At 38.2% G+C, this 20,683-nt stretch carries 18 protein-coding genes; 7 read left to right on the plus strand and 11 right to left on the minus strand.

Going from position 1 to position 20,683, the window contains the following annotated elements:
• Window position 1 precedes the first annotated feature (1 nt).
• The 6 genes from LVD15_RS19125 to LVD15_RS19150 all read left to right on the plus strand — a co-directional run bounded on the left by LVD15_RS19125 (window position 2) and on the right by LVD15_RS19150 (window position 9,465).
• Entirely contained in the window at window positions 2-1,396 is a 1,395-nt protein-coding gene (locus LVD15_RS19125) for an alpha/beta hydrolase (protein WP_233776814.1), read from the plus strand.
• 451 nt (window positions 1,397-1,847) lie between these two features.
• Entirely contained in the window at window positions 1,848-3,374 is a 1,527-nt protein-coding gene (locus LVD15_RS19130) for a pyridoxal phosphate-dependent decarboxylase family protein (RefSeq protein WP_233776815.1), read from the plus strand.
• A 23-nt stretch (window positions 3,375-3,397) separates the two neighbouring features.
• Window positions 3,398-4,723, plus strand: a complete 1,326-nt coding sequence (locus tag LVD15_RS19135; protein WP_233776816.1) for a lysine N(6)-hydroxylase/L-ornithine N(5)-oxygenase family protein — start codon at window positions 3,398-3,400, stop codon at window positions 4,721-4,723.
• Between the two features lie 4 nt (window positions 4,724-4,727).
• Window positions 4,728-5,912, plus strand: coding sequence for an MFS transporter (locus LVD15_RS19140; protein WP_233776817.1), 1,185 nt, complete (start codon window positions 4,728-4,730; stop codon window positions 5,910-5,912).
• A 30-nt stretch (window positions 5,913-5,942) separates the two neighbouring features.
• On the plus strand, window positions 5,943-8,399 hold the full coding sequence (locus tag LVD15_RS19145; RefSeq protein ID WP_233776818.1) for a GNAT family N-acetyltransferase: 2,457 nt from the start codon (window positions 5,943-5,945) through the stop codon (window positions 8,397-8,399).
• Complete coding sequence (locus LVD15_RS19150) at window positions 8,380-9,465, plus strand: heparan-alpha-glucosaminide N-acetyltransferase domain-containing protein (RefSeq protein ID WP_233776819.1); 1,086 nt, start codon at window positions 8,380-8,382, stop codon at window positions 9,463-9,465. The genes LVD15_RS19145 and LVD15_RS19150 overlap by 20 nt, the downstream gene beginning before the upstream one ends.
• 187 nt (window positions 9,466-9,652) lie before the next feature.
• Here the strand turns inward: LVD15_RS19150 and LVD15_RS19155 are convergent, their stop codons facing one another.
• Entirely contained in the window at window positions 9,653-10,111 is a 459-nt protein-coding gene (locus tag LVD15_RS19155; protein ID WP_233776820.1) for a PKD-like domain-containing protein, read from the minus strand.
• 386 nt (window positions 10,112-10,497) lie between these two features.
• Here LVD15_RS19155 and LVD15_RS19160 point away from each other — a divergent pair, with 386 nt between their 5' ends.
• Window positions 10,498-11,676 carry a DUF418 domain-containing protein gene (locus LVD15_RS19160; RefSeq protein WP_233776821.1) on the plus strand — a complete coding sequence of 393 codons (1,179 nt, stop codon included), beginning with the start codon at window positions 10,498-10,500 and terminating at the stop codon, window positions 11,674-11,676.
• A 9-nt stretch (window positions 11,677-11,685) separates the two neighbouring features.
• Here the strand turns inward: LVD15_RS19160 and LVD15_RS19165 are convergent, their stop codons facing one another.
• The 10 genes from LVD15_RS19165 to LVD15_RS19210 form a co-directional block, all read right to left on the minus strand.
• Complete coding sequence (locus LVD15_RS19165; RefSeq protein WP_233776822.1) at window positions 11,686-12,141, minus strand: CheR family methyltransferase; 456 nt, start codon at window positions 12,139-12,141, stop codon at window positions 11,686-11,688.
• Window positions 12,113-12,496: a protein-glutamate O-methyltransferase CheR gene (locus tag LVD15_RS19170; RefSeq protein ID WP_233776823.1), complete on the minus strand. Its 384-nt coding sequence runs from the start codon at window positions 12,494-12,496 to the stop codon at window positions 12,113-12,115. Before LVD15_RS19170 ends, LVD15_RS19165 begins: the two co-directional genes overlap by 29 nt.
• Window positions 12,497-12,599: 103 nt before the next feature.
• Window positions 12,600-13,514, minus strand: a complete 915-nt coding sequence (locus LVD15_RS19175; RefSeq protein ID WP_233776824.1) for a methyl-accepting chemotaxis protein — start codon at window positions 13,512-13,514, stop codon at window positions 12,600-12,602.
• Window positions 13,507-13,896 (minus strand): methyl-accepting chemotaxis protein, encoded by a 390-nt coding sequence (locus tag LVD15_RS19180; protein ID WP_233781015.1) that lies wholly within the window; start codon window positions 13,894-13,896, stop codon window positions 13,507-13,509. The genes LVD15_RS19175 and LVD15_RS19180 overlap by 8 nt, the downstream gene beginning before the upstream one ends.
• On the minus strand, window positions 13,800-14,303 hold the full coding sequence (locus LVD15_RS19185; RefSeq protein WP_233776825.1) for an MCP four helix bundle domain-containing protein: 504 nt from the start codon (window positions 14,301-14,303) through the stop codon (window positions 13,800-13,802). Before LVD15_RS19185 ends, LVD15_RS19180 begins: the two co-directional genes overlap by 97 nt.
• 57 nt (window positions 14,304-14,360) lie before the next feature.
• The gene (locus LVD15_RS19190; protein ID WP_233776826.1) at window positions 14,361-14,858 is read right to left on the minus strand and encodes a chemotaxis protein CheW; all 498 of its coding nucleotides are present in this window, start codon (window positions 14,856-14,858) and stop codon (window positions 14,361-14,363) included.
• Entirely contained in the window at window positions 14,848-16,881 is a 2,034-nt protein-coding gene (locus tag LVD15_RS19195) for a chemotaxis protein CheA (protein WP_233776827.1), read from the minus strand. The genes LVD15_RS19190 and LVD15_RS19195 overlap by 11 nt, the downstream gene beginning before the upstream one ends.
• Before the next feature lie 5 nt (window positions 16,882-16,886).
• Window positions 16,887-17,261: a response regulator gene (locus LVD15_RS19200; RefSeq protein ID WP_233776828.1), complete on the minus strand. Its 375-nt coding sequence runs from the start codon at window positions 17,259-17,261 to the stop codon at window positions 16,887-16,889.
• Between the two features lie 428 nt (window positions 17,262-17,689).
• On the minus strand, window positions 17,690-20,008 hold the full coding sequence (locus LVD15_RS19205; RefSeq protein ID WP_233776829.1) for a glycoside hydrolase family 2 protein: 2,319 nt from the start codon (window positions 20,006-20,008) through the stop codon (window positions 17,690-17,692).
• Window positions 19,983-20,342 carry a glycosyl hydrolase 2 galactose-binding domain-containing protein gene (locus LVD15_RS19210; protein WP_233776830.1) on the minus strand — a complete coding sequence of 120 codons (360 nt, stop codon included), beginning with the start codon at window positions 20,340-20,342 and terminating at the stop codon, window positions 19,983-19,985. The genes LVD15_RS19205 and LVD15_RS19210 overlap by 26 nt, the downstream gene beginning before the upstream one ends.
• Window positions 20,343-20,683 lie beyond the last annotated feature (341 nt).

The raw sequence follows: 20,683 nt of genomic DNA on the forward strand, positions 1-20,683 counted from the left end.
TATGTTCATGCGCTGTATAGCATTATATATCCTTTATATACTGGTAATTACGCCATGTTTTTCGCAGAATGTATGGCAGAGTCAATATAAATCTTCAAGAAAAATATTGCAGGGAAGCGTAGAAGAGGGGCAGAATAAACTTTTTCTTACGCTTCCTGAAGAAGGTATTGATTCTTTGGATATGAAAGTTGTTAAAATGGGCACTCTCCGATGGCAAGCTCAAAATGAAACCTATGGTTATGATATAGTGATAGAACAGCATGAAAACGGTTCTTTGCAGACGCATTGGTCACATTATCGCGAGGAGTATGATTTATACATGAAGGCGGTGGATAAGGTCTTACCAATTACATTTGCTCAGCATCCGAAACCTCCGTTTTCTTATTATTCGGATAGTATTACGTTTACTAGCGAGGTTACGGGACTGCAATATGGAGCTACTCTAAATATTCCGAAAAACATGCAGGAGTATCCATTAGCTATATTGATTACTGGCACTGGCAGACAGGATCGAAATTATGTTTATTCTGGCCATCAATTCTTTACAGTGCTGGCAGATGCATTAGCGCAGGAAGGGATAGCTTCTATCAGGGTAGATGACCGTGGCGTAGGCCAAACTACGGGTGATTTTTCTCAGGCTACTTCAGGTGATTTTTCTGATGATGTAAAGGCGGTTATTCATTATCTAAAAGAAAGAGATGACATAGACCATTCTTATTTAGGATTAATAGGGCATAGTGAAGGGGGTACAATAGCCTCTATGGTGACTGCTCAGGAAAGAGATGTAAAATTCATGGTAAGCTTATCTGGAGTAGGAGTTAGCGGCTTTGAAATATTGATGCTCCAGAATAGAGCAATTTTAGAGTCACATCAAATGCCAGATTCATTAGTTACTAAGTATATGTCCTTGTATAATGATCTATTTGAGGTGGTCTATCAATCAGAATCTGAAGAAGATATAGAGTCAGGTTTAAGAACTTCTCTGGAAGCCTGGACAAGTAAAGAAGACGAAGCCACACTAAAAGCCATGCAACTGAATGAAGGCAGGGCAGAATCTTTTCTTTACCGCTATGGCAATATGGCAAAAAGGCCGTGGTATAGGTTTATGATTAAGTATGAACCGCATGATTACCTTCCTCTTATTAAGGTGCCTGTTTTGGCCGTGAATGGAAGTAAAGACATTATGGTGCCGGCCAGAGAAAACCTGAAAAACTTCTCAGAAGAAGTAAATAAGAAGTTAATTACTACAAAAGAGTATGCAGGCTTAAATCACATGTATCAGCACTGCGAGGAATGTACTGCAGCAGAAATAAAGGAATTAGATGAGGTCTTTGCGCCTCAGGTATTGGATGATGTTTCTAAATGGATCATTGATCAGTATCAAAAAAGGCAATAGTTTCCAAATCCCGAGAAGAGAGAAATGATAAAGGAACTTGTCATTTCTTCTCTTTTCACTCTCCTGTAATATCAAATTAAAAGGTATTATTTTCCCTATTTACTTTATTTAATTAAGAATTTAATATTAAATAATAGGCTTATTAAATCTTAATGAATCTTGTTGCATATAGCTACTTATAGTATTCCGTATCACTAGTATTAGCTATATTTCTGATTGCCCAATCAATTGAGAGTCATCATAAAAACTTTTTACAGCGCTTTTTTCATTCTTCTTCTAAGCAGTTCGATCGCGAAAATTGGCTATGCATTTACCCTAGCATTAGCGATTGCGACTGTTGAAATATGCTTATAGCTTTGCTTTATTCTTATTTAAACTAAATAAAAATAGATTTAGATGAGAATAGATTGTTTCTATTAAAATAATGTGAACCTAAACCAGAACATATTTTATGTTGCAGGAAAAATATGCCCTCCAACTAATGGAGAGCGAAAAGCCGGAGCAATTATATAAATACCTATTCAATGAGCTTCCGGAGAATAAAGCTTATTATCAAAAGAGCATTAATCAAACTATTAATGCAGTAATTGATCACTTGGAAACACGCACTACTCCCTACAGCGGAGCCACCGTGGAGCAAATCAGCGAGCGTTTCAGTAGACTACCTGCAGAATACCAGGAAGGCAATTCTTTGCAGATAGTATTGGAGGAGCTTAAAGAGCTGTATCTTAATGATGCTGTCTCTTTCCATAACAAAAAGTATGTAGCTCATCTTAATTGCCCTATACTTATTCCCACTTTAGCAGCAGAGGTCATTATCAGTGCCATCAACACCTCTATGGATACGTGGGATCAGAGTGCAGGCGGTACTTTTATTGAGCTTAAGCTCATTGAATGGACGCTTGATAAAATTGGATATCCACAAGCGGCAGATGGTGTATTTACCAGTGGAGGTACCCAGTCTAATATGATGGGACTGTTGCTGGCTCGCGATCATTTTATTCATAACAATTATGCGGTAGATCCCAACCTGGATGGTCTGCCTGCTGAGGCAACAAAGTTTAGAATCTTCTGCTCAGAAGTAAGCCATTTTAGTTTGAAGAAGAATGCCGCATTGCTAGGCTTGGGGCAGAGATCAGTTGTGCCGGTTCCGGTGAATGACAAATACCAAATGGATCCTGATGCATTAGAGGAGGCTATTATCAAAGAGAAAAGCTTGGGTAATATTCCTATTGCAGTGGTGGGCACTGCTGGTACCACAGATTTTAGTTCTATAGATCCTTTATCAGAAATAGCCGGGCTGGCTGAGCGCTATCAACTTTGGTTTCATGTGGATGCTGCTTATGGTGGAGGACTCATCCTTAGCGATAAGCATAAAGAGAAACTGAAGGGAATAGAGCTGTCAGATTCAGCTACTATTGATTACCATAAAACCTTTTTTCAGCCAGTTAGCTCTAGTGGTTTTTTTATGAGAGATAAGAGCTATATCAATTACATAAAATACCATGCTGACTATCTCAATAGCAAAGAACAGGAGGAAGAAGGTATTCCTAATATGGTGAAAAAATCCATACAAACTACTCGGCGGTTTGATGCCCTCAAGCTGTGGGTAAGCCTGCGAACGATGGGTACACAACGCTTGGGACAATACATTGATGATATGATTGATTTAGCACAACGAACCTCACTGATGCTCAGAAATAGAGGCAAGTTTGAGGTGCTTAACCATCCCGAAATCAGTGCTATAGTGTTTAGGTATATCCCTTTACCTAATACAAAAGTGGATGTATGTGCTCTGAATACATATATAAGAAAAGCCATGTTTGATGAAGGCAAAGCCTTGATAGCCAGCACCAAAGTTGATGATCAGGTATATCTGAAATTCACTTTGCTTAACCCGGTCACTGAGCTTAGCGATATGCAAGAGATAGTGGAGCATATCGAAAGACACGGCCATAATTACTTTAGAAATAACTAACCAAAACATTTAATAATATTGCAATGAATGACGAAAGCATTTATGATTTTGTAGGCATAGGTGTGGGCCCTTTTAACTTGGGGTTAGCCAGCCTTACTCATTCTATAGAAGAACTTAATGGCATTTTCTTTGACCAGGCTGATCAGTTTAACTGGCACCCGGGCATGATGATGCAAGACACCACTTTGCAAATTCCTTTCATGGCTGATCTGGTAACACTGGCTGATCCTACCAGTCCGTTCAGTTTTCTGAATTTCCTTAAAAATGAAGGACGCATTTATTCATTTTATATTCGGGAAAATTTCCTGGTTTTACGCCATGAATATAACCGATATTGTCAATGGGTAATCAGTCAATTAAGTAATGTTCACTTTTCAAATCAGGTGGTTGGAGTGAGTTATGATAATGACAACCAATGGTATGTGGTGAGCGTGAGACATACAAAAACAGGAGAACATAGAGAGGTAAAAGCTCGAAAACTGGTTTTAGGAACGGGTACTTCTCCTTATATACCGGCTTGTTGTGAAAACATAATGGATAAAGCTACTCATTCAGCTCATTATCTGGATAATAAAAAGGATTTACAACAGAAGAAATCAATTACGGTGCTGGGCAGTGGCCAGAGTGCGGCAGAAATATATTATGACTTACTTCAGGATATTGATCACTACGGTTATGAGTTGAATTGGATAACCCGTTCGCCTAGATTTTTCCCTTTGGAGTATAGCAAGCTCACGTTAGAAATGACTTCTCCTGAGTATGTAGACTATTTCTTTAATCTGCCTCCGGCCAAGAGAGATGATCTCATCAGCAATCAAAAGCATTTGTATAAAGGCATTAACACTAACCTTATTGGTGATATTTTTGATTTGCTATATAATAAAAGGCTACTGGCTGATATAAAAGTAGGCCTGCGAACCAATACCGAACTTAAGCAGGCGGAATATGATGCTTCTTTAGGTCACTTCAATTTGGAATTGTATCAGCAAGAGCAGGAAAGGGCTTTTGTACATCAAACTGAGGGACTAGTGCTGGCCACCGGATACGGATATAAACAGCCTAAGTTTATCAATGGCCTAACAGAGGAGATAAAATGGGATAAGAAAGGTCGTTATGATGTCAATCGTAATTATACTATTGATAAGCGTGGCGCTGATATTTTTGTTCAAAATGCAGAGCTCCACACACACGGTTTTGTCACTCCGGATTTAGGTATGGCTTGCTATCGTAACTCTTACATTATCAAAGAGATTACAGGCAAAGAATATTATCCTGTAGAGCGTAGAATTGCCTTTCAACAATTTGAGGTATCTGAAGAAGAAGCGGTTTCTAATTTTGAACTAGCCTGATTATATGACGTTACGCTCTTTTCTGATAGGCATGACTTTGATCTCCGTAGTCAGTGATTCTATGCTGCACCCATTTTTCCCTCAGTTTTTTGAGGGAACTTTTGGTGTAGATGATCCCAAGCATGTAGGTTATTATATAGCCGCCATGTGCTTAACGGTGATGTTTGCCTTTCCTTTTTGGGCTTATGTAGCTCGGCGCATTGCAGAACTGAAACTACTTGCATGGACACAGCTGGCAGCGGGACTTTTATGCTTATACTGTTTTTGGACTACCTCGCTGTTTAGTTTTTGGGTAGTTTCTCTTTCTATGATAGTTTTTAAAGGCAGCTACTTGCTCATCTATCCTTACGTAATGAGTTTGGAGCAGAAAGAGAACCATACCAGTACTGTGGGTCTGCTTTCGGTAATAGTGCACTTCGGAGCGATAGTCGGTGCTATTTTAGGAGGCCTGGTAGTAGATTCTTTTAATCCCAGATACATATTTCTGGTAATGGCTGCTGGAGATTTTATTCAGATCTTCGTGAGCATTTATCTGGTAAGAAGCGCTAAGTATGACACCAGCTACAAGGCTCCTGAGAAGGAAGCAGACACCGGTAGCCTGGTTCCTAAAGGTTTTATATTGAAACTAGGGATTATCACCCTGCTGCTATATGGCTTTGCTTATATGATAAGGCCATTTTTCTCACTGTACTGGGAGCAGATTTCGCAGTATGATAGCAAAATTATTTCAGGGACAATATATGCAATACCAGGCTTTGTGGCGCTATTAGCACTATGGCTGGAGAAAAAGAAAAAGGTCGGCAATAGTGCGTTGAATGCTATACTGCCTTCATTACTGTTGGGTATAGCCGGACTCATGTTGCAAGGGGCAGGCGTGGCATTGGTGGTAATAGCTGGCCGGTTAATTTACGGGTGGGCTATATACCAGGCACTGGTAAAGTTCGATGTATTGCTCTTTGAACTGAGCACCCCAAAATCTTATGCTACAGATTATAGTAAAATTCATTTTTTTCAGAACCTGGGAGTGCTCATCGCATCATTTAGCGTAGGTGTTCTGGTAGATAATTTTGGCCTTTACATGCCTTTTTGGACTGCCACAGTCGGCTTTGCTATCACATTAATTCTCTACTTGCTGGCTTTTAAATCAGAGGTGTTTACCACCAAAAAGCATTCAATAAGCAGTGAGTAAAACCTAAACCATATTTAAGAAATATATCTTATGAATACTCAGACTAATATTAATAAAGAACCTGTTTTTACTAAACACATAGAAGGGTATGGCACATTTACGCTTCACCCTTTTGATCTGGAGGCTGACAGCCCATTTATACATGACTGTGTAAACAGAGAATACGCCCGATATTGGGACATGATAGGCACATCTTTGGAAGAAGTGAAACAAACCTATTCTGAAATTATTAATGGACATACGCAAGCTTACATAGGCTCTTTTGATGGAGAAAAGGCTTTTTTGCTAGAAAAATACGACCCGTCTCAAGACATGATTGCAGATTACTATGAAGTAAAGCCCGGTGACTGTGGCATGCATATACTGGTGGGGCCAGCTCAGCAACCCAAGTCTAATTTCACTTGGTATGTGTTTACGACTATTATGGATTTTATTTTTAATGATAATAGCGTTACCAGAATAGTGGTGGAGCCTGATATAAGAAATGAAAAGATTCATAAGCTTAACAGTCGTGCTGGTTTCAAATATGATAAGAAATTGAACCTGCCCCACAAAACTGCACATTTAGCTTTTTGCAGTAAAGATGATTATCAGGGTGCAGTTGCAGGTGAGTTTAATAAAAACAGTTCAAAAGCTGACGATCAAAATATTCCTTTTAATGGAGGGAGTGCGGTAAGTCATCTTTCACAAGCGAATTGGCAAAAGGCCAATGTAATGTTTATAAAAAAGGCCATTGCTGAGTTTACACATGAGCTGATTTTACAGCCACATTTGGTGCAAAAAGAGGCTTCCGAAAATCATCATTATGCTTTAAGTGCAGATAAGCCAGGAGTCGTTTATTATTTCCAAGCCAAAAAAATGGCCCTCGATCATTGGTCTATTGACGAAAATACGATTAGTAAAAAGTTAAATAACGAGCCAGCGGATTTAGATGGTCTTTCCTTTATTCTCGATTTCAAAGAGCAGCTAGGCATTCCGAAAGAAATGCTGCCAACCTACTTGGAGGAAATCTCCAGCACACTGTATGGCAGTGCGTATATGCTTGAAAAAAAAAGCATTTCAGCAGCCGATCTCATCAATAGCGGGTATCAGGAAATAGAACATGCCATGACTGCCGGCCATCCTTGCTTTGTGGCTAATAATGGACGTATTGGCTTTGATACTAAAGATTACAAGGTTTTTGCTCCGGAAGCCAATACTCCGTTCAATATTATTTGGTTAGCAGGCCATGTAGATAGAACACATTACGCGCATGTAGAAGAACTTCCTTATCAAACTTTGTTAGAGCAGGAGCTGGGAGAAGAGCAAGTGAATGTTTTTAACGCTCATTTGTCTAACAAAGGTCTCAATCCGGCGGACTATTTCTTTATTCCGGTACATCCGTGGCAGTGGTTTAACAAGCTAGCCAGCATTTTTTCTCCTGATATAGCTAATGAAAAACTAGTTTACTTAGGAGAAAGTAAAGATTTGTATTCCGCACAGCAGTCTATCAGAACATTATATAATATTTCAAATACTCATAAATTTTATGTAAAAACCTCATTGTCAATACTCAATATGGGCTTTATGCGTGGGCTATCGCCCTACTACATGGGCGGCACTCCGGCCATAACAGAGTGGGTTCAGGAAGTCTTCGGGAATGATGAATACCTGAAAAGCCAGGGGTTTGAAATGTTGGGAGAAGTGGCTACTATGGGCTATCGTAATTTGTATTTTGAAGAGCTGGGAAAGACCAATGCCTACAATAAGATGTTGGCCGCACTTTGGCGCGAAAGTCCCATGAATAAACTTGAAGAGGGGCAAAGTCTCATGACTATGGCAGCCTTACTGCATGTTGATAATGAAGGTGCCGCAGTAGTGTCAGAATTAATTAAGGCGTCGGGTTTATCGGTAGAGCAATGGTTAAAGAGTTATCTAAAATGCTATTTGAAACCATTATTACATTGCTTTTATAAATATGATACCGTGTTTATGCCGCATGGAGAAAACATTATTCTGATAATGGAAAATCATGTGCCGGTAAAAGCCATTATGAAAGACATAACTGAAGAAATGCAAGTGCTGAGCGATGAGATTGAACTACCTGAAGAGGTAAAAAGAATCTATGCTGATGTGCCTCATTCGGTACGGCTACTTTCCATTTTTACGGATGTGTTTGATTGCTTTTTTAGATTTTTAAGTGCTATTATGGAAGAGCATGGCGTGTGTAATGAAGAGGCTTTTTGGAATGCTGTAGCTGATTGTATTCATGAGTATCAAAGTGAATGGCCTGAGTTCAATCAGAAGTTTACAGAACATGATCTTTTTGCTGAAGACTTTGCTCGTTCTTGTCTTAACCGACTGCAGCTCAAAAATAATAAGCAAATGGTGGATTTGTCAGATCCTGCTGCAGCATTACAGTTTCACGGAACACTTATCAATCCAATTGCTTCAAATAAAGAAAACCAACTAACCAACCTAAATACCTATGGAAACGAAGCAAAATGAAAGAATAAAAGCCATTGATTTTGGAAGGGGAATGAGTGTGCTAGTGATGATACTTGTACACACCCTCTGGGTTTATGGTAGTGTAGAAACCCAGCGAGATTCTACTTTGGGGCATGTTGTTCATTTTCTAGGCAAAGGAACTGCCATGTTCCTGGTGTCTATGGGAGTTTCGTTTGTGCTTTCCAGCAGGCAGAGTGTTGGAGGGTCTATGAAGCGGGGCCTGATAATATTAGCTGTAGGCTACCTGATGAATATTCTCAAGTTTATAGTGCCTCTTGAAGTTTTCCATACCATGCCAGAAGGTTTTCTTCAAGATTATGGCTGGACTCGACCATTAAGTGCTGGTAAGCTCATATGGTTGGCATCTTTAGGAGACATACTTCAGCTGGCAGGGTTAGCCTTGTTCTTTATGGGGCTGGCCAACCGATATGTTAAAAACAAATATGGCTTATTGATAATAGCATTAGTCATAGCCATACCTTCAAGGTTACTCAGCGGTGTATCAACAGAAATAACGGGTCTACACTATGTATGCGAGCTATTGTTTAGCGATGGCTGGCATGTTTACTTTCCTGCTTTCCCATGGATGTCATTCATGTTTGCAGGTATGTTCTTTGGCCGTTGGTATAAGGAATTAGAATATGATCAGGATCTTCTATTTAAAAAAATGCTGACGTGGGGAATAATACTTTTATTAATAGGAGGAGGCCTTTGTTACTATGATTTTAGCTATCATTTTGGAGACTTTTTCCACCTAGGCCCAGGAGGAGCTTTCTATCTTTTAGGGTTGAATTTGGTAGTTTTTTGGTTGGTACATCTATGCGTTAAAAATGCCAAGACTAATTACTTTCTTAGCCTTACCTACTATTGTAGTAAAAATGTTACTTCCATGTATGTTATTCAATGGACGCTGGTATTTTGGGGTACTATGATATTCGGTTATAAAACACATGACCCGTTGACCACGGTGCTTATTATGCCTATTATAGTAGTGGCCACTTTTGGTGTTAATTATCTGTTTCAGATAACGAAGAATAATGTGCTTAGGGGACTAACTTCGTTATGATTAAAGAAGCCGTCTCAATCAGTTTCTGATTGAGACGGCTTATACTTTTATAAGGATGGATGTGCCGGAGTGCAGCCGTTTCCAACCATAGTGTAAGAATCTGTACACTGTTGCTCTATTCCACATTCATTGGTATAAATTGCGGTTACCTCAAAGGTCATTTCTTCGTCACAAACTATGCCATATGTTACAGAACAACCACTAGCGGTGCCATATAGATTATTTCCCAGTAAATATTCCAACTGTAGCTTACTCCTGTATGACAAGGGACAGAAAATGTATGGCGATTAGGCCCATGGGGTTTGTACTCAATTGATTGAGTGATATTACATGCATCATTGAATGTGCCATCTTCTTCTTTTAATATTGTTTTTGATACAGAACATGTTTCTTGCCCTTCTCCATAGGCAGATATTATACCGGATTCAAAATTACTTCCAAAGCTAAATTGAGCATGAGTTGTTCCCTGTCCACTTATAATGCTAATATCCCCACTAGTTACACTCCATGTGACTGTACTTGAAGAAGATGAACCTTCATAATTATAATAATTTGTTGTACTGGGACAGGCCTTTGAGTTTCCAATTATGTCGCAGGTTGTTGATAAAATGATATTATTTGATTTTGACGAGGAATTATTTGTCATAACATCACTATTTAATTCTTCACGATATGGGTCAGAGCAGGAGAAAAAGTAAAATAGTGATATAGCAGATAATTAGGAATGAATAATTGATTCTTTTCATAAAATAGGATTTAGGTTAATAATTCTTTAATTTAAATAAATAATATTAAAGAATGAAAAAATATAATTTATGATTTTAGTCGTTCTGAAATAAAAGCTTTAATTATTATCGTAAAATGAAAGGGAGTCAAATATTTATTATTGTATAATAAAGTTTTAACGTAAGTTATTGTTAATAATGCGTAATTTCAGCCTGCGTTAAAAGCATAATAGATAGTGATGTTCTGGTGGCGTTTGAGGATTTGCCTTAGCGTATAATTTTTTGCAGAATCATTACTTTTTGAATTATGAGTAAACGCTTTCATGTAGTAGACGCCCTTAGAGGTTTTGCTATTATATCCATTATGTTGCTCCACAATATTGAGCACTTTGATTTCTACCATACACCTGAATCTTTGCCGGCATGGATGGTAAAGATAGATTCCGTTATTTGGGATACCTTATTTTTTCTTTTTGGAGGTAAATCATTTGCCATTTTCGCCCTGCTGTTTGGACTCACTTTTTTTATACAGATTAATAATCAACAGAAAAAGGGTAATGATTTTAGGCCTCGCTTTGCCTGGAGGATGTTCTTGCTTTTAATATTCGGTATCATTAATTCAGCCTTTTTTCAAGGTGATATTTTGATGATTTATGCAGTTATAGGCCTTTTTATGATTCCTCTGGCTAAACTAAAAAGCCAAGTGTTAGTGGTAATAGCTGCCATTCTATTATTACAGCCGTTAGAATTGTTTCAGTTAGTTATAGCTATTCAAAATCCTGATATGGAGCTAGCCAATCCTACTTCCTGGACTTATTTTGGTAAGATGAGTGGATACATAACTGACGACTCCTTATGGACGACTTTGAAAGGAAATCTGTTCAATGGAAGAAGGGCGGTACTACTTTGGAATTATGAAAATGGACGATATTTTCAAATACTAGCCTTATTCATTATTGGCTATTTAATGGGCCGTAAAAATAGGTTTGAGTGGAATGCTGATAATAAAAGATATTGGTTAAACATGTTGCTGATTTCAGCCTTGCTTTTTATGCCATTATTTGTGATCACTAAAAATATGGAAGGATTATTTACATCGGCTGCTATTAGAGCATCATTAGTTCAAATTACCCAACCATGGACTAACCTGGCCTTTATGTTTTCAATGGTATCCTTATTTATTTTGCTTTTCCATTCTAAATTATTCCATAAGCTTTTGAATATCATTACACCCATAGGCAAAATGAGTTTGACTAACTATGTGCTTCAGTCAATCATAGGATCTTTTATTTATTACGGATTCGGTCTAGGCTTATATGAGCATACGGGAGCTACCTATAGCCTTATTATCGGTATAGTGCTGTCTGTGGTATTCATCATCTTTTGCAGCTATTGGGATAACCGGCATAAGCATGGACCTTTAGAAGCGCTGTGGCATAAGTTGACTTGGATAGGTTATTCAACTAAACCTAATATTCATAGGTAAGCCGCTTAATTATCGCATTTTCTGATACCCCGTATGTATACGCTGTACTAGGGGCAGATTCATGCCCATTATAGATTCTGAATGGCCTAAAAATAGGTAGCCGCCTGTTTTTAGGCATTGGGTTAATTTGCTTACTACTTTCTCTTGTGTGTCTTTGTCAAAGTATATGAGTACATTCCTGCAAAATATGATGTCGAAGCTTTCATGGGTAGGGTAGCGCTCATCCATAAGGTTGAACCGACTGAAATTCACCTTATCTCTTATATTTTTAACCAGGCGAACTTTACTCTCTGTCTTGATTTTGCTTCTTAGGAAATATCTTCTTTTGAGATCAATAGGCACTGTTGATATTCGGCTTTCATCATAGATAGCCATTTGGCCGGTCTTAAGTACATCGGTGCTTATATCTGACGCTATAATGGAGTAATGTAGCTTTTTATCTGATTGTAAATTGAACTCCTCCATGGTCATAGCGAGGGTGTAAGCTTCTTCTCCGCTGGAGCTGGCCGCGCTCCGATATTTTCACATCCCGTTCGCCATCTGCCACTGATTTAGGTAGGATAATACTTCTCATATAGTCGAAGTGTGATTTTTCCCTGAAAAAATCTGTTTTATTAGTAGAGACGAGGTTGATCATATACACCACTTCTTCGTGCTCTTTATCATTACACACACGCTCTATGTATTTCTTGAAGGTAGGAATGCCTATCTTTCTTAGATGTTTTTGTAGGCGACTTTCTAACAATACCTTTTTGGCTACAGGAAGGTTAATGCCATAATGATCATAAATGAATTTGCTGAGTTTATTAAACTCGCTCATGTTCATTTTTATATTGGTTGGGTGGGAAATAGTAGCATTCATATAAAGTGATAAAAATCCCGATATTGTCGATTGCTCCACAATACCGGGAATATTTTAATAATTAATACTTTTCAAAACCACTGTCTAAACTGTCTGAAGAATCATCCATTACCAAATCAAAGCCTTTACCTTTTACTGGCTTAGTGGGTGCCTTAGCTCTGGGCTTAGGTGATGATACATTTTTATGACTTGTGAATATGTTCTGACTGTGATCTAACTCTTGAGTATTGCCCAGGTTAAAGAACGCTATGGCTTCTCTAAGTGTGTCAGACTGGTTATTAAGCTCTTCTGAGTTAGAGGCTAACTGTTCTGCACTAGCCGCATTTTGCTGCACTACTGAGTTAAGCTGTTGGATAGCCACATTAATCTGGTTAGCACCTTCATTTTGCTCCATACTGGCCGAGCTGATCTCAGCAACCAGGTTAGTAGTTTTTTCTATTTCAGGTACTAGCTTGCTTAGCATTTCACCAGCAGTACGGGCTATTTTTTCGCTTGAGTTAGAAATCTCATCTATTTCCTTAGCTGCATTCTGACTCCTTTCTGCCAGCTTTCTGATTTCAGCCGCTACTACAGCAAATCCTTTTCCATGTTCACCAGCTCGGGCAGCTTCTACTGCAGCGTTAAGCGCTAGTAAGTTAGTCTGACGTGCTATTTCTCCTATAATAGAGTTTTTCTTAACAATTAAGTTCATAGAATCTACAGTTTCAATAACTGCATCGTTAGACTGTGCTACTTGCTCATTAGATTTTTTAGCAATTTTTTCTGTTTCACGAGCATTGTCAGTGTTCTGCATAATGTTAGAAGTCATTTCTTCCATTGAAGATGATACTTCTTCTACAGAGCTAGCCTGCATAGAAGCGCCTTCTGATAGCTGACCTGCAGCTGAACTCAATTCCACACTGGCTTTATTGATATATTCAGCACCTCTTTTTACAGTCCAGATTACTTTTCGCTGGCTTTGGGCCATATCATCCATTTTTCAATAACAAGAAGCCTATTTGATCTTTAGGGTTGTAGCTATTTCTGTCTATGGTAATTCTTAAATCTCCGTTAGAAATCTTTTCTACAATTTGAGCGGCTTCGTTTAAAGGTTTTGAAATACTGTTTTTCAAGAAAAGACCACCAGCCACAATCAGAATCATTACCAGCACCACAATGATCATAGAGTTACGGAATATACTTTCGCTCAGGGAAATACTAGATTCGTAAGATTCTTCAGATGCCTGCAAGCTCAGGTCAGTATACTTATCCATAGCAGATCTCATTGGCTCAAAAGAGGCCATATAGTCTCCATAATATAAGTCATTGGCTTCCACAAACTGCCCATTTTGCAGCATGCTAACCAAACGATCAGACATGATGTCCCACTTTTGTGCTCTCTTCTGAAATTCTCATCATACACATCGTATTGATTGTATTGATCATTTTTAGTAAAAGCAGATATTTTATAAAACTGAGTATATCTTTCTTCTACCTGATCTACGTTTTCTGCAATTTCATTAAGGGCAGTGTTAAATTTCACATTATCATCCTGAATGTTTTTAGATAGGGCTTGTGCCACTGCTATGCTTGATTGGTAAGCATCTCTGTCTGCTTCTATCAAGTAATCAATACTCAATAGATTATCATTATATATTTTCTCTATCTCAGCCTTCAAACTCTGAGTTTGAAAACTATTGAAAACAGCGCCGGAAACGGATATCAACAGTACAAATGCGAATATACCGACGATACGCTGATTAGTAGTAAATCTTGATCCTTTCATTATTGTCTTTCTTAAAAAATAAATGTTGAATGTGATGCAATGGGATGGTCAAATCCTTTATTGATCCTGGTTGTTTTCTTTAATGGCTTCAATCTCTTCAATCGAAAAAGTATGGTCTATATCAAGTACCATTACAAAGTCATCTCCTTCTTTTAATAGTCCTTGTATGAAGCGCATATCATACTTAGAGTTTACATTAGGAGTAGGGAGCATGGTCTCTTCATCCATTTCCAATACCTCCAGCACCTGGTCTACCAAAGCACCGAAATACATAGTTTTATCATCAATAATCATATTTATAACTATGATGCAGTGGTCTTTACCCAGTTCTATAGGAGCAAGACCGAACTTGATGCGCGTATCAATAACCGGCAAAACCTGACCTCTAAGGTTAATAACTCCTTTCATGTAGTCTGGAGCCTTAGGAACCTTCGTAATCCTGGGAACCTCCATAATTTCTACCACCTTATCTACCCCCAGCGCAAACACTTCATGGTTCAGCTTAAAGGTTAAATAAGCTTTCATTTGTTTTGTAGCTGTTGTTTCATTGTTCATCTAGCATATTAGTTAGTTTTTCCTGTTCTATTAACTTGTTGATATCCAGCACCAGGGCTATCGATCCATCGCCCAAAATGGTGGCTCCTGATATAAAATCCTGATCCTTATAGTAGTCGCTGATAGGCTTAAGTACAGTTTGATAATTGCCTATAATTTCATCTACTACCAGAATGATGCTTCTTTCTCTACCCTGAATATTTATGCCCATACCATTTACAGGCATAGCTGTATTGTTTAGGGTCATTTCTTTACGAACATTGATAAAGGGATGTGGCTCATCATCTACCGTGATCCATTTGCTTACATTATTAGCCAGTGAAGCATACGGCACTTCATAGCATTTGTGCACCATAGATAAGGGAACTATAAAGTGAGTGTCATCTGCTTTAACCAAAAGGCCATCTATAATGGATAGCGTTAATGGCACCTTAATGGTGAATGTAGTACCCTGTCCTTCTTTAGAATGTATGTCTATAGAGCCGTGTATTGATTCAATATTTTTCTTCACCACATCCATGCCTACGCCACGCCCGGAGACATCAGTTACATTTTGAGCGGTAGAAAAACCGGGCACAAAGATTAATTGGAATACCTCTTGATCCGTTAAAGTGGCGTCCGCACTAATCAATCCTTTTTCTACGGCCTTATTTTTAATGGCTGAGATGGAGAGGCCTTTGCCATCATCTATAATGTCTATCTGTACTTTTGTGCCAGAATAAAAGGCATCGAATATGATAGTTCCTTTGGCTTGCTTGCCTTGGGCGGTGCGCTCTTCAGCTGTTTCAATACCATGATCTACACAGTTTCTAAGCATGTGCATAATAGGATCTGATAGCGTTTCTATAAAGGTTTTATCTAGCTCAGTTTGCTCACCCTTAACTATAAAGTCTACCTCCTTATCCATAGCTACGGCACAGTCTCTTACCATACGGTGAAACTTGCCTGTCATTCGCTCTACAGGAACCAGGGTCATATCAAAGGATATGTCTCTTAGTTGTTGAATATGGCGATTGATATTTTCAGCCAAAGCTTCCAAGTGAGGATTGCCCGATTGTGATGCTACTAACTGTAAAGAGGCCTGGTCTGTAACCAACTCACTAACCAGGTTCATCAAATCATCAATCTTCTCTGTGGATACCCTTAGGCTACTGGCCTTTTTTTGCTTTTTATCAGAGGTTGGCTTACTGTCTTCAGGGGCAAAAGTGTCTTTTAGTGAACTTACATATTGTGTTATTTCTTCTAACTTCTGCTCAGTAGGTATCTTTTTAAGTACCTTAAGTAGTTCGTCAAAACCCAGCTCTTTGAAGAGGTTAAAATTGGCTACTTTATGAATAGAGATAGTCACTTCTTCCTCAATGAAGAGAAATTCAGCTGAAATATCATCTTTAGTGATCTGACCAGAAATATAGAGATCCCAATGTGAAATAAGTTCTTCGTTACTTTCTTCTTTTCCGGCTACTATTTCCAAAGTAGCTTTATCGGCCAGCTCTTCAAAAATATTGAATATAGGATGGAAGGATTCTGAGTTGATAGGCTCTATCGGATGAAGGGCAACATAATAGGTACTTATATTTTCCTGATCTTCCTGATCTATATAAGCTTCTAGCAAAGCTTCCTCTTTTTCCTGATCGTTTTGTTGAAGAGTTTTAATTACATGATTGGCTATGGTGTTCACCTCAGCCAGTATTTCTTTATGCTTTTTTGTTTTTGTGAACTGCCCGGATTCATTCATCATCTTTCTCAGATGATCCAGATAGTTCAGTGTTTTAGTAGTTATACCAGGTTCATTATGGATAACTTTATTTCGTATACCGTCTAGCACATATTCAATTAGGTGAGCAAAATCACCTAGCTCTTTGAGCGAGAAAATATGAGCCGCTCCCTTGAAGGTATGTAGTGCCCTAAAAGCTTCTTCGATGTGTTGAAGGTCAAAGGTCCTTTCAAATGAAAGGAGAGCCTGCTCTGCTATTTCCAGCTGCTCAAGCGCTTCTTCTCTAAATACTTCATCGTGCTTAGACATGAAATTTATTTTTTGTTGATGGTATAGTTGATCATGCCTATGAAGTTTTCAATCTTATAGGGCTTTTGAATCCAGGCATCTAAACCGGCTTCTTTGGCTAATCTTTTCTTTTCAGTGTCTTGCTCACTGGTAAGGAGTATAAATGGATATTTTTTGAGTTTGGGATCTCCTTTAACGGCTCGAAGTAGTCCAAGCCCATCAAGGTTGGGCATATTGAAGTCTGACAAAATTAAGTCTATTTCTAAAGAGCCGTTTTTTAGTTTTTCTAGTGCATCGTTACCATCACGAGCCTCTTCCGTTTTGAACCCATGCCGATGTAAGGTTTCCGCTACTACTTGCCTTATGCTGGCAAAATCATCTACGACTAGGATAGTGTGCATGTTATTTCTGCAATTTGTTGGTTGTAATTATTTAATGATCAGCTGACAACGCTAATGCCATTTAGTTAAATAACTGAAAATCAAATAAATATGAATTATTTAAAATTGCAAAAATTCCCTCACAGGGAAAATTTTACTTAATCGAGATTTGATATGTAATAATGGTGAAACATTAAATTATATTCTTAATAAATACGGTTTTATGGGTAATATTCCGTTTTTTTTATTTGCTGAAATGGCGTGTTTTGAACCTTTAATTGAATAGGTGAAGTGGCTATTACCTAAATAAGAGAAGTTAAATGAGAGGAAATATATATGTTCTTGGGATGAACATAAGAGGGTAGAGGATTAAAAAATATGGGGCTGTACCCTAAAGAAGTAACTAGCTTAAAAGTTACTTTTGAGACAGCCCCATATAAATTATTGGTTTATTGAATCTGGATGTGCTTAGTGCTTACATTCCAGCCTTCAATGGTTATTTCGGCATTGCTTAAATCAGTATTGGCAGGGTCATAATCTATGGTTATAGTTTTACTTTCTTCTGCTATTACTGATACATAATTGTCATCATAGAACACTGGTAATATTCTTTTACCCGTTTCCTTATCTACTACAGAAATTCTATTGAAGAAGGCTACCGGCTGATCGGCATTTTGACTTAAAGTCACTTCAATTTTGCCCTTTTTAGATTTTTTTGCTTGAGCAGTTACAGAAGTGCTAGCCAGCTTTTTAATACCGCTGTATTCGCCTTGTGCATCAGGCACCCAGTAGAAGTTTTCTGCTACAGGCTGCTGGTCCATGTCTAGCAATTGTAGTCTAAGGAATATGCCATTCTCTTTTGCAACTTTATCAAGATACCTTTTTACAGAAAGATACTTTTTACTAGATGAAGGCTCAATACCAACAATTACCTGAGTAAATAATTTTTTGTTACCTTCCATATCTACAGTTTCTACACGAAGCATGAGGTTATGGTAAGTGTCAAATGTATTGTTTACAGCCATCACCATACCGTCAGTATGATTATACATTACATGTAGAGGCTCACTTCCTTTTCTGAGTCCATAAAGGCAGGCATTAGGATCCAGGTAATAGTCATACATTTGACCTCTCATGGCTGTCCATGGGTTTTGAGTCTTCCAGATGATAGTACCAGTATACCAATCCCACATGTGAGAGCTGAAGCCTTCCATAAGTGCTCTGTACTGGTTGTAGTTCACTAACTGAGCCTTTTTACCAAAGTCTTTTGCATCTTTAGCATCGCCATAAGGTCTGATGTGGTGTTCGTATCCAATATATTTATGATAGTCCCATACTTTATCTACCGTAGAGTCATTAAAAGTAGGGGGTACTAGGTTTTCTTCAGGAATAAATCTCTTGAGTGATTGGATATCTCCAACGCCTACAGAACCTACTTCTGAGTTAAAAGGCCATGTTTTATGATTCCAGAATACATCTGTATTTTGAATAGTATAAGGGCCATCTCCGTTTCCTCCAAGGAAGTTAAAAGACATACTGTCTGAATTTGAATAGGTGATGAACCATCTTGTTCCATCCTCTTCAGGAAGAATGTCATTTTGAAGAGCATCCATAATATCCATAGGAGGGGTAAGTTCATTACCACCACAGTAAATAGCTAATGAAGGGTGATTTCTAATCATTTTCACCATATCACGAGCAGATTCTACGAAAAGGTTATGATCATCAGGGTATTTTCTTCTGGTCCACTGATCTTCCAGCTTCATAGGGTCCACCCATTTACCATTACAGTCAGCAGAGATCCAGAAATCCTGAATTACTAATAATCCATATTTATCACAAGCTTCGTAAAACTCAGGCCTTTCGGTAAGCGCACCTCCCCAAATTCTGATTAGGTTGAGGTTCATGTCTCGGTGAAATCTTATTTCAGCATCATATCTTTCTGGTGTAAAGCGAAGCATGGCATCAGAAATAATCCAGTTACCACCTTTAATAAATATTTTCTTTCCGTTAACCATGATTTGCATACTGTTAGTATGCTCATTCCATTTTCTGGTAATTTCACGAACCCCGAATTTTAAGCTTTCCTCATCAGAAACGCCTTGTTTCTTCTCCTTGAAGGTAAGTTTCAGATCATAGAGGTTTTGAGGACCATACATGTGAGGCCACCATAATTTAGGGTTTTTAAGCGTAAATTCTGGGAGTTGTACTTTGGTGGTGCTGTTCGCTTTTATGGAAACATCTTTACTTACTGTCTCACCATTTAGCTCATAAGATAAGGTTCCTTCTACAGCTTTTTTAGTAGGGTTTTCTAACTCTGCTGCTACCTCCAAAAAGGCATCAGGCTGAATTTCTGCATCATTATCTCTTATTCCTGGTACACGTGTGATAACGTGTGGATTTTTCAGGTTTACAGATCCTGTTTTTTCAATGGTTACTTTATCCCAAATACCGGTGTTTCGGTCTCTGATAGGTTGTATCCAGTCCCAGCCAGCTACGTACTGATGGCTCACATTTTTGGCAATAATACCATCACCACCTTGTCCGCCATTAGGGTTACCCACATGATCAGGAGGATACACAATTACAGCTAATCTGTTTTTCTCTTTATCTTTTAATAATGAAGTGATGTTAAAAGATTGTCTTAAAAACATGCCTTCGTAAGGCTCATCATTCACTTTTTTGCCATTTAAGAATATCTCACAGCTGTAGTTAATACCTCTGAAGTTTAACCATACCTGTTCATTCTTTTTTGGTAGAAACTTCAAAATCGTTTACAAACCAGTAGGTGTAATGATCTCTGCCAGTCTCGTAAATATCTGGGATGTCCAGGTTATTCATGCCATAAAAAGGATCGGGTACCTTTTTATTGTTTAACAGGGTAGTAAGTACTGTACCCGGAACGGTGGCTGGCAGCCATGAACTGACGTCATAACTACTCTCTGATAATTTTTCTCCGCTATCACTGACCTCTTTTATGGGAGCGCACTTCCAATCGGAATTGAGCTCTTGTAAGTCTTGTGCCTGGGCTTGCCAGGAGAAGACCATTATAAAGGTGAGTAACGGTAAAATGAGTTGTAATTTAATCTTTTTTAAAGTCATGCCGAATAGATAAGCTTGATGTAAAGTATATGTGTGCGCACACATTACTCAAATGTATAAATAAAATTCTAAAAAACTTTGAGTGCAACTTCATTAATCCTCTAAAGATGAGAAAATATGTGCTGAGCTCAAAGAATGCCCATTTTTTAGCATTGATTTTTTTAATAACGCAAAATATTCTTCTGTGTTTGCGTACACAAAGCTTAAAAATAATGATTTTATCCTTTACTTGTAAAATTATTAGTATAACTTTAGCGAAACAAATTGCAAGTCATTAGTAAAGTCTACAGCACTTAAAGCTTTTGGAACCTTTACTAAAGCTTCTTTCAAAAACAAGCATG

Origin of the sequence: Fulvivirga maritima, from assembly GCF_021389955.1 — a bacterium.
GTDB classification, from domain to species: Bacteria; Bacteroidota; Bacteroidia; order Cytophagales; family Cyclobacteriaceae; genus Fulvivirga; species Fulvivirga maritima.

What these genes read in the sequence shown, in the direction of transcription:
- LVD15_RS19125 (WP_233776814.1), top strand. Translation starts at nt 2, where the DNA reads ATGTTCATGCGCTGTATAGCATTATATATCCTTTATATACTGGTAATT.
- LVD15_RS19130 (WP_233776815.1), top strand. Translation starts at nt 1,848, where the DNA reads ATGTTGCAGGAAAAATATGCCCTCCAACTAATGGAGAGCGAAAAGCCG.
- LVD15_RS19135 (WP_233776816.1), top strand. Translation starts at nt 3,398, where the DNA reads ATGAATGACGAAAGCATTTATGATTTTGTAGGCATAGGTGTGGGCCCT.
- LVD15_RS19140 (WP_233776817.1), top strand. Translation starts at nt 4,728, where the DNA reads ATGACGTTACGCTCTTTTCTGATAGGCATGACTTTGATCTCCGTAGTC.
- LVD15_RS19145 (WP_233776818.1), top strand. Translation starts at nt 5,943, where the DNA reads ATGAATACTCAGACTAATATTAATAAAGAACCTGTTTTTACTAAACAC.
- LVD15_RS19150 (WP_233776819.1), top strand. Translation starts at nt 8,380, where the DNA reads ATGGAAACGAAGCAAAATGAAAGAATAAAAGCCATTGATTTTGGAAGG.
- LVD15_RS19155 (WP_233776820.1), bottom strand. Translation starts at nt 10,111, where the DNA reads ATGACAAATAATTCCTCGTCAAAATCAAATAATATCATTTTATCAACA.
- LVD15_RS19160 (WP_233776821.1), top strand. Translation starts at nt 10,498, where the DNA reads ATGAGTAAACGCTTTCATGTAGTAGACGCCCTTAGAGGTTTTGCTATT.
- LVD15_RS19165 (WP_233776822.1), bottom strand. Translation starts at nt 12,141, where the DNA reads ATGGAGGAGTTCAATTTACAATCAGATAAAAAGCTACATTACTCCATT.
- LVD15_RS19170 (WP_233776823.1), bottom strand. Translation starts at nt 12,496, where the DNA reads ATGAGCGAGTTTAATAAACTCAGCAAATTCATTTATGATCATTATGGC.
- LVD15_RS19175 (WP_233776824.1), bottom strand. Translation starts at nt 13,514, where the DNA reads ATGGATGATATGGCCCAAAGCCAGCGAAAAGTAATCTGGACTGTAAAA.
- LVD15_RS19180 (WP_233781015.1), bottom strand. Translation starts at nt 13,896, where the DNA reads ATGTCTGATCGTTTGGTTAGCATGCTGCAAAATGGGCAGTTTGTGGAA.
- LVD15_RS19185 (WP_233776825.1), bottom strand. Translation starts at nt 14,303, where the DNA reads ATGAAAGGATCAAGATTTACTACTAATCAGCGTATCGTCGGTATATTC.
- LVD15_RS19190 (WP_233776826.1), bottom strand. Translation starts at nt 14,858, where the DNA reads ATGAACAATGAAACAACAGCTACAAAACAAATGAAAGCTTATTTAACC.
- LVD15_RS19195 (WP_233776827.1), bottom strand. Translation starts at nt 16,881, where the DNA reads ATGTCTAAGCACGATGAAGTATTTAGAGAAGAAGCGCTTGAGCAGCTG.
- LVD15_RS19200 (WP_233776828.1), bottom strand. Translation starts at nt 17,261, where the DNA reads ATGCACACTATCCTAGTCGTAGATGATTTTGCCAGCATAAGGCAAGTA.
- LVD15_RS19210 (WP_233776830.1), bottom strand. Translation starts at nt 20,342, where the DNA reads ATGACTTTAAAAAAGATTAAATTACAACTCATTTTACCGTTACTCACC.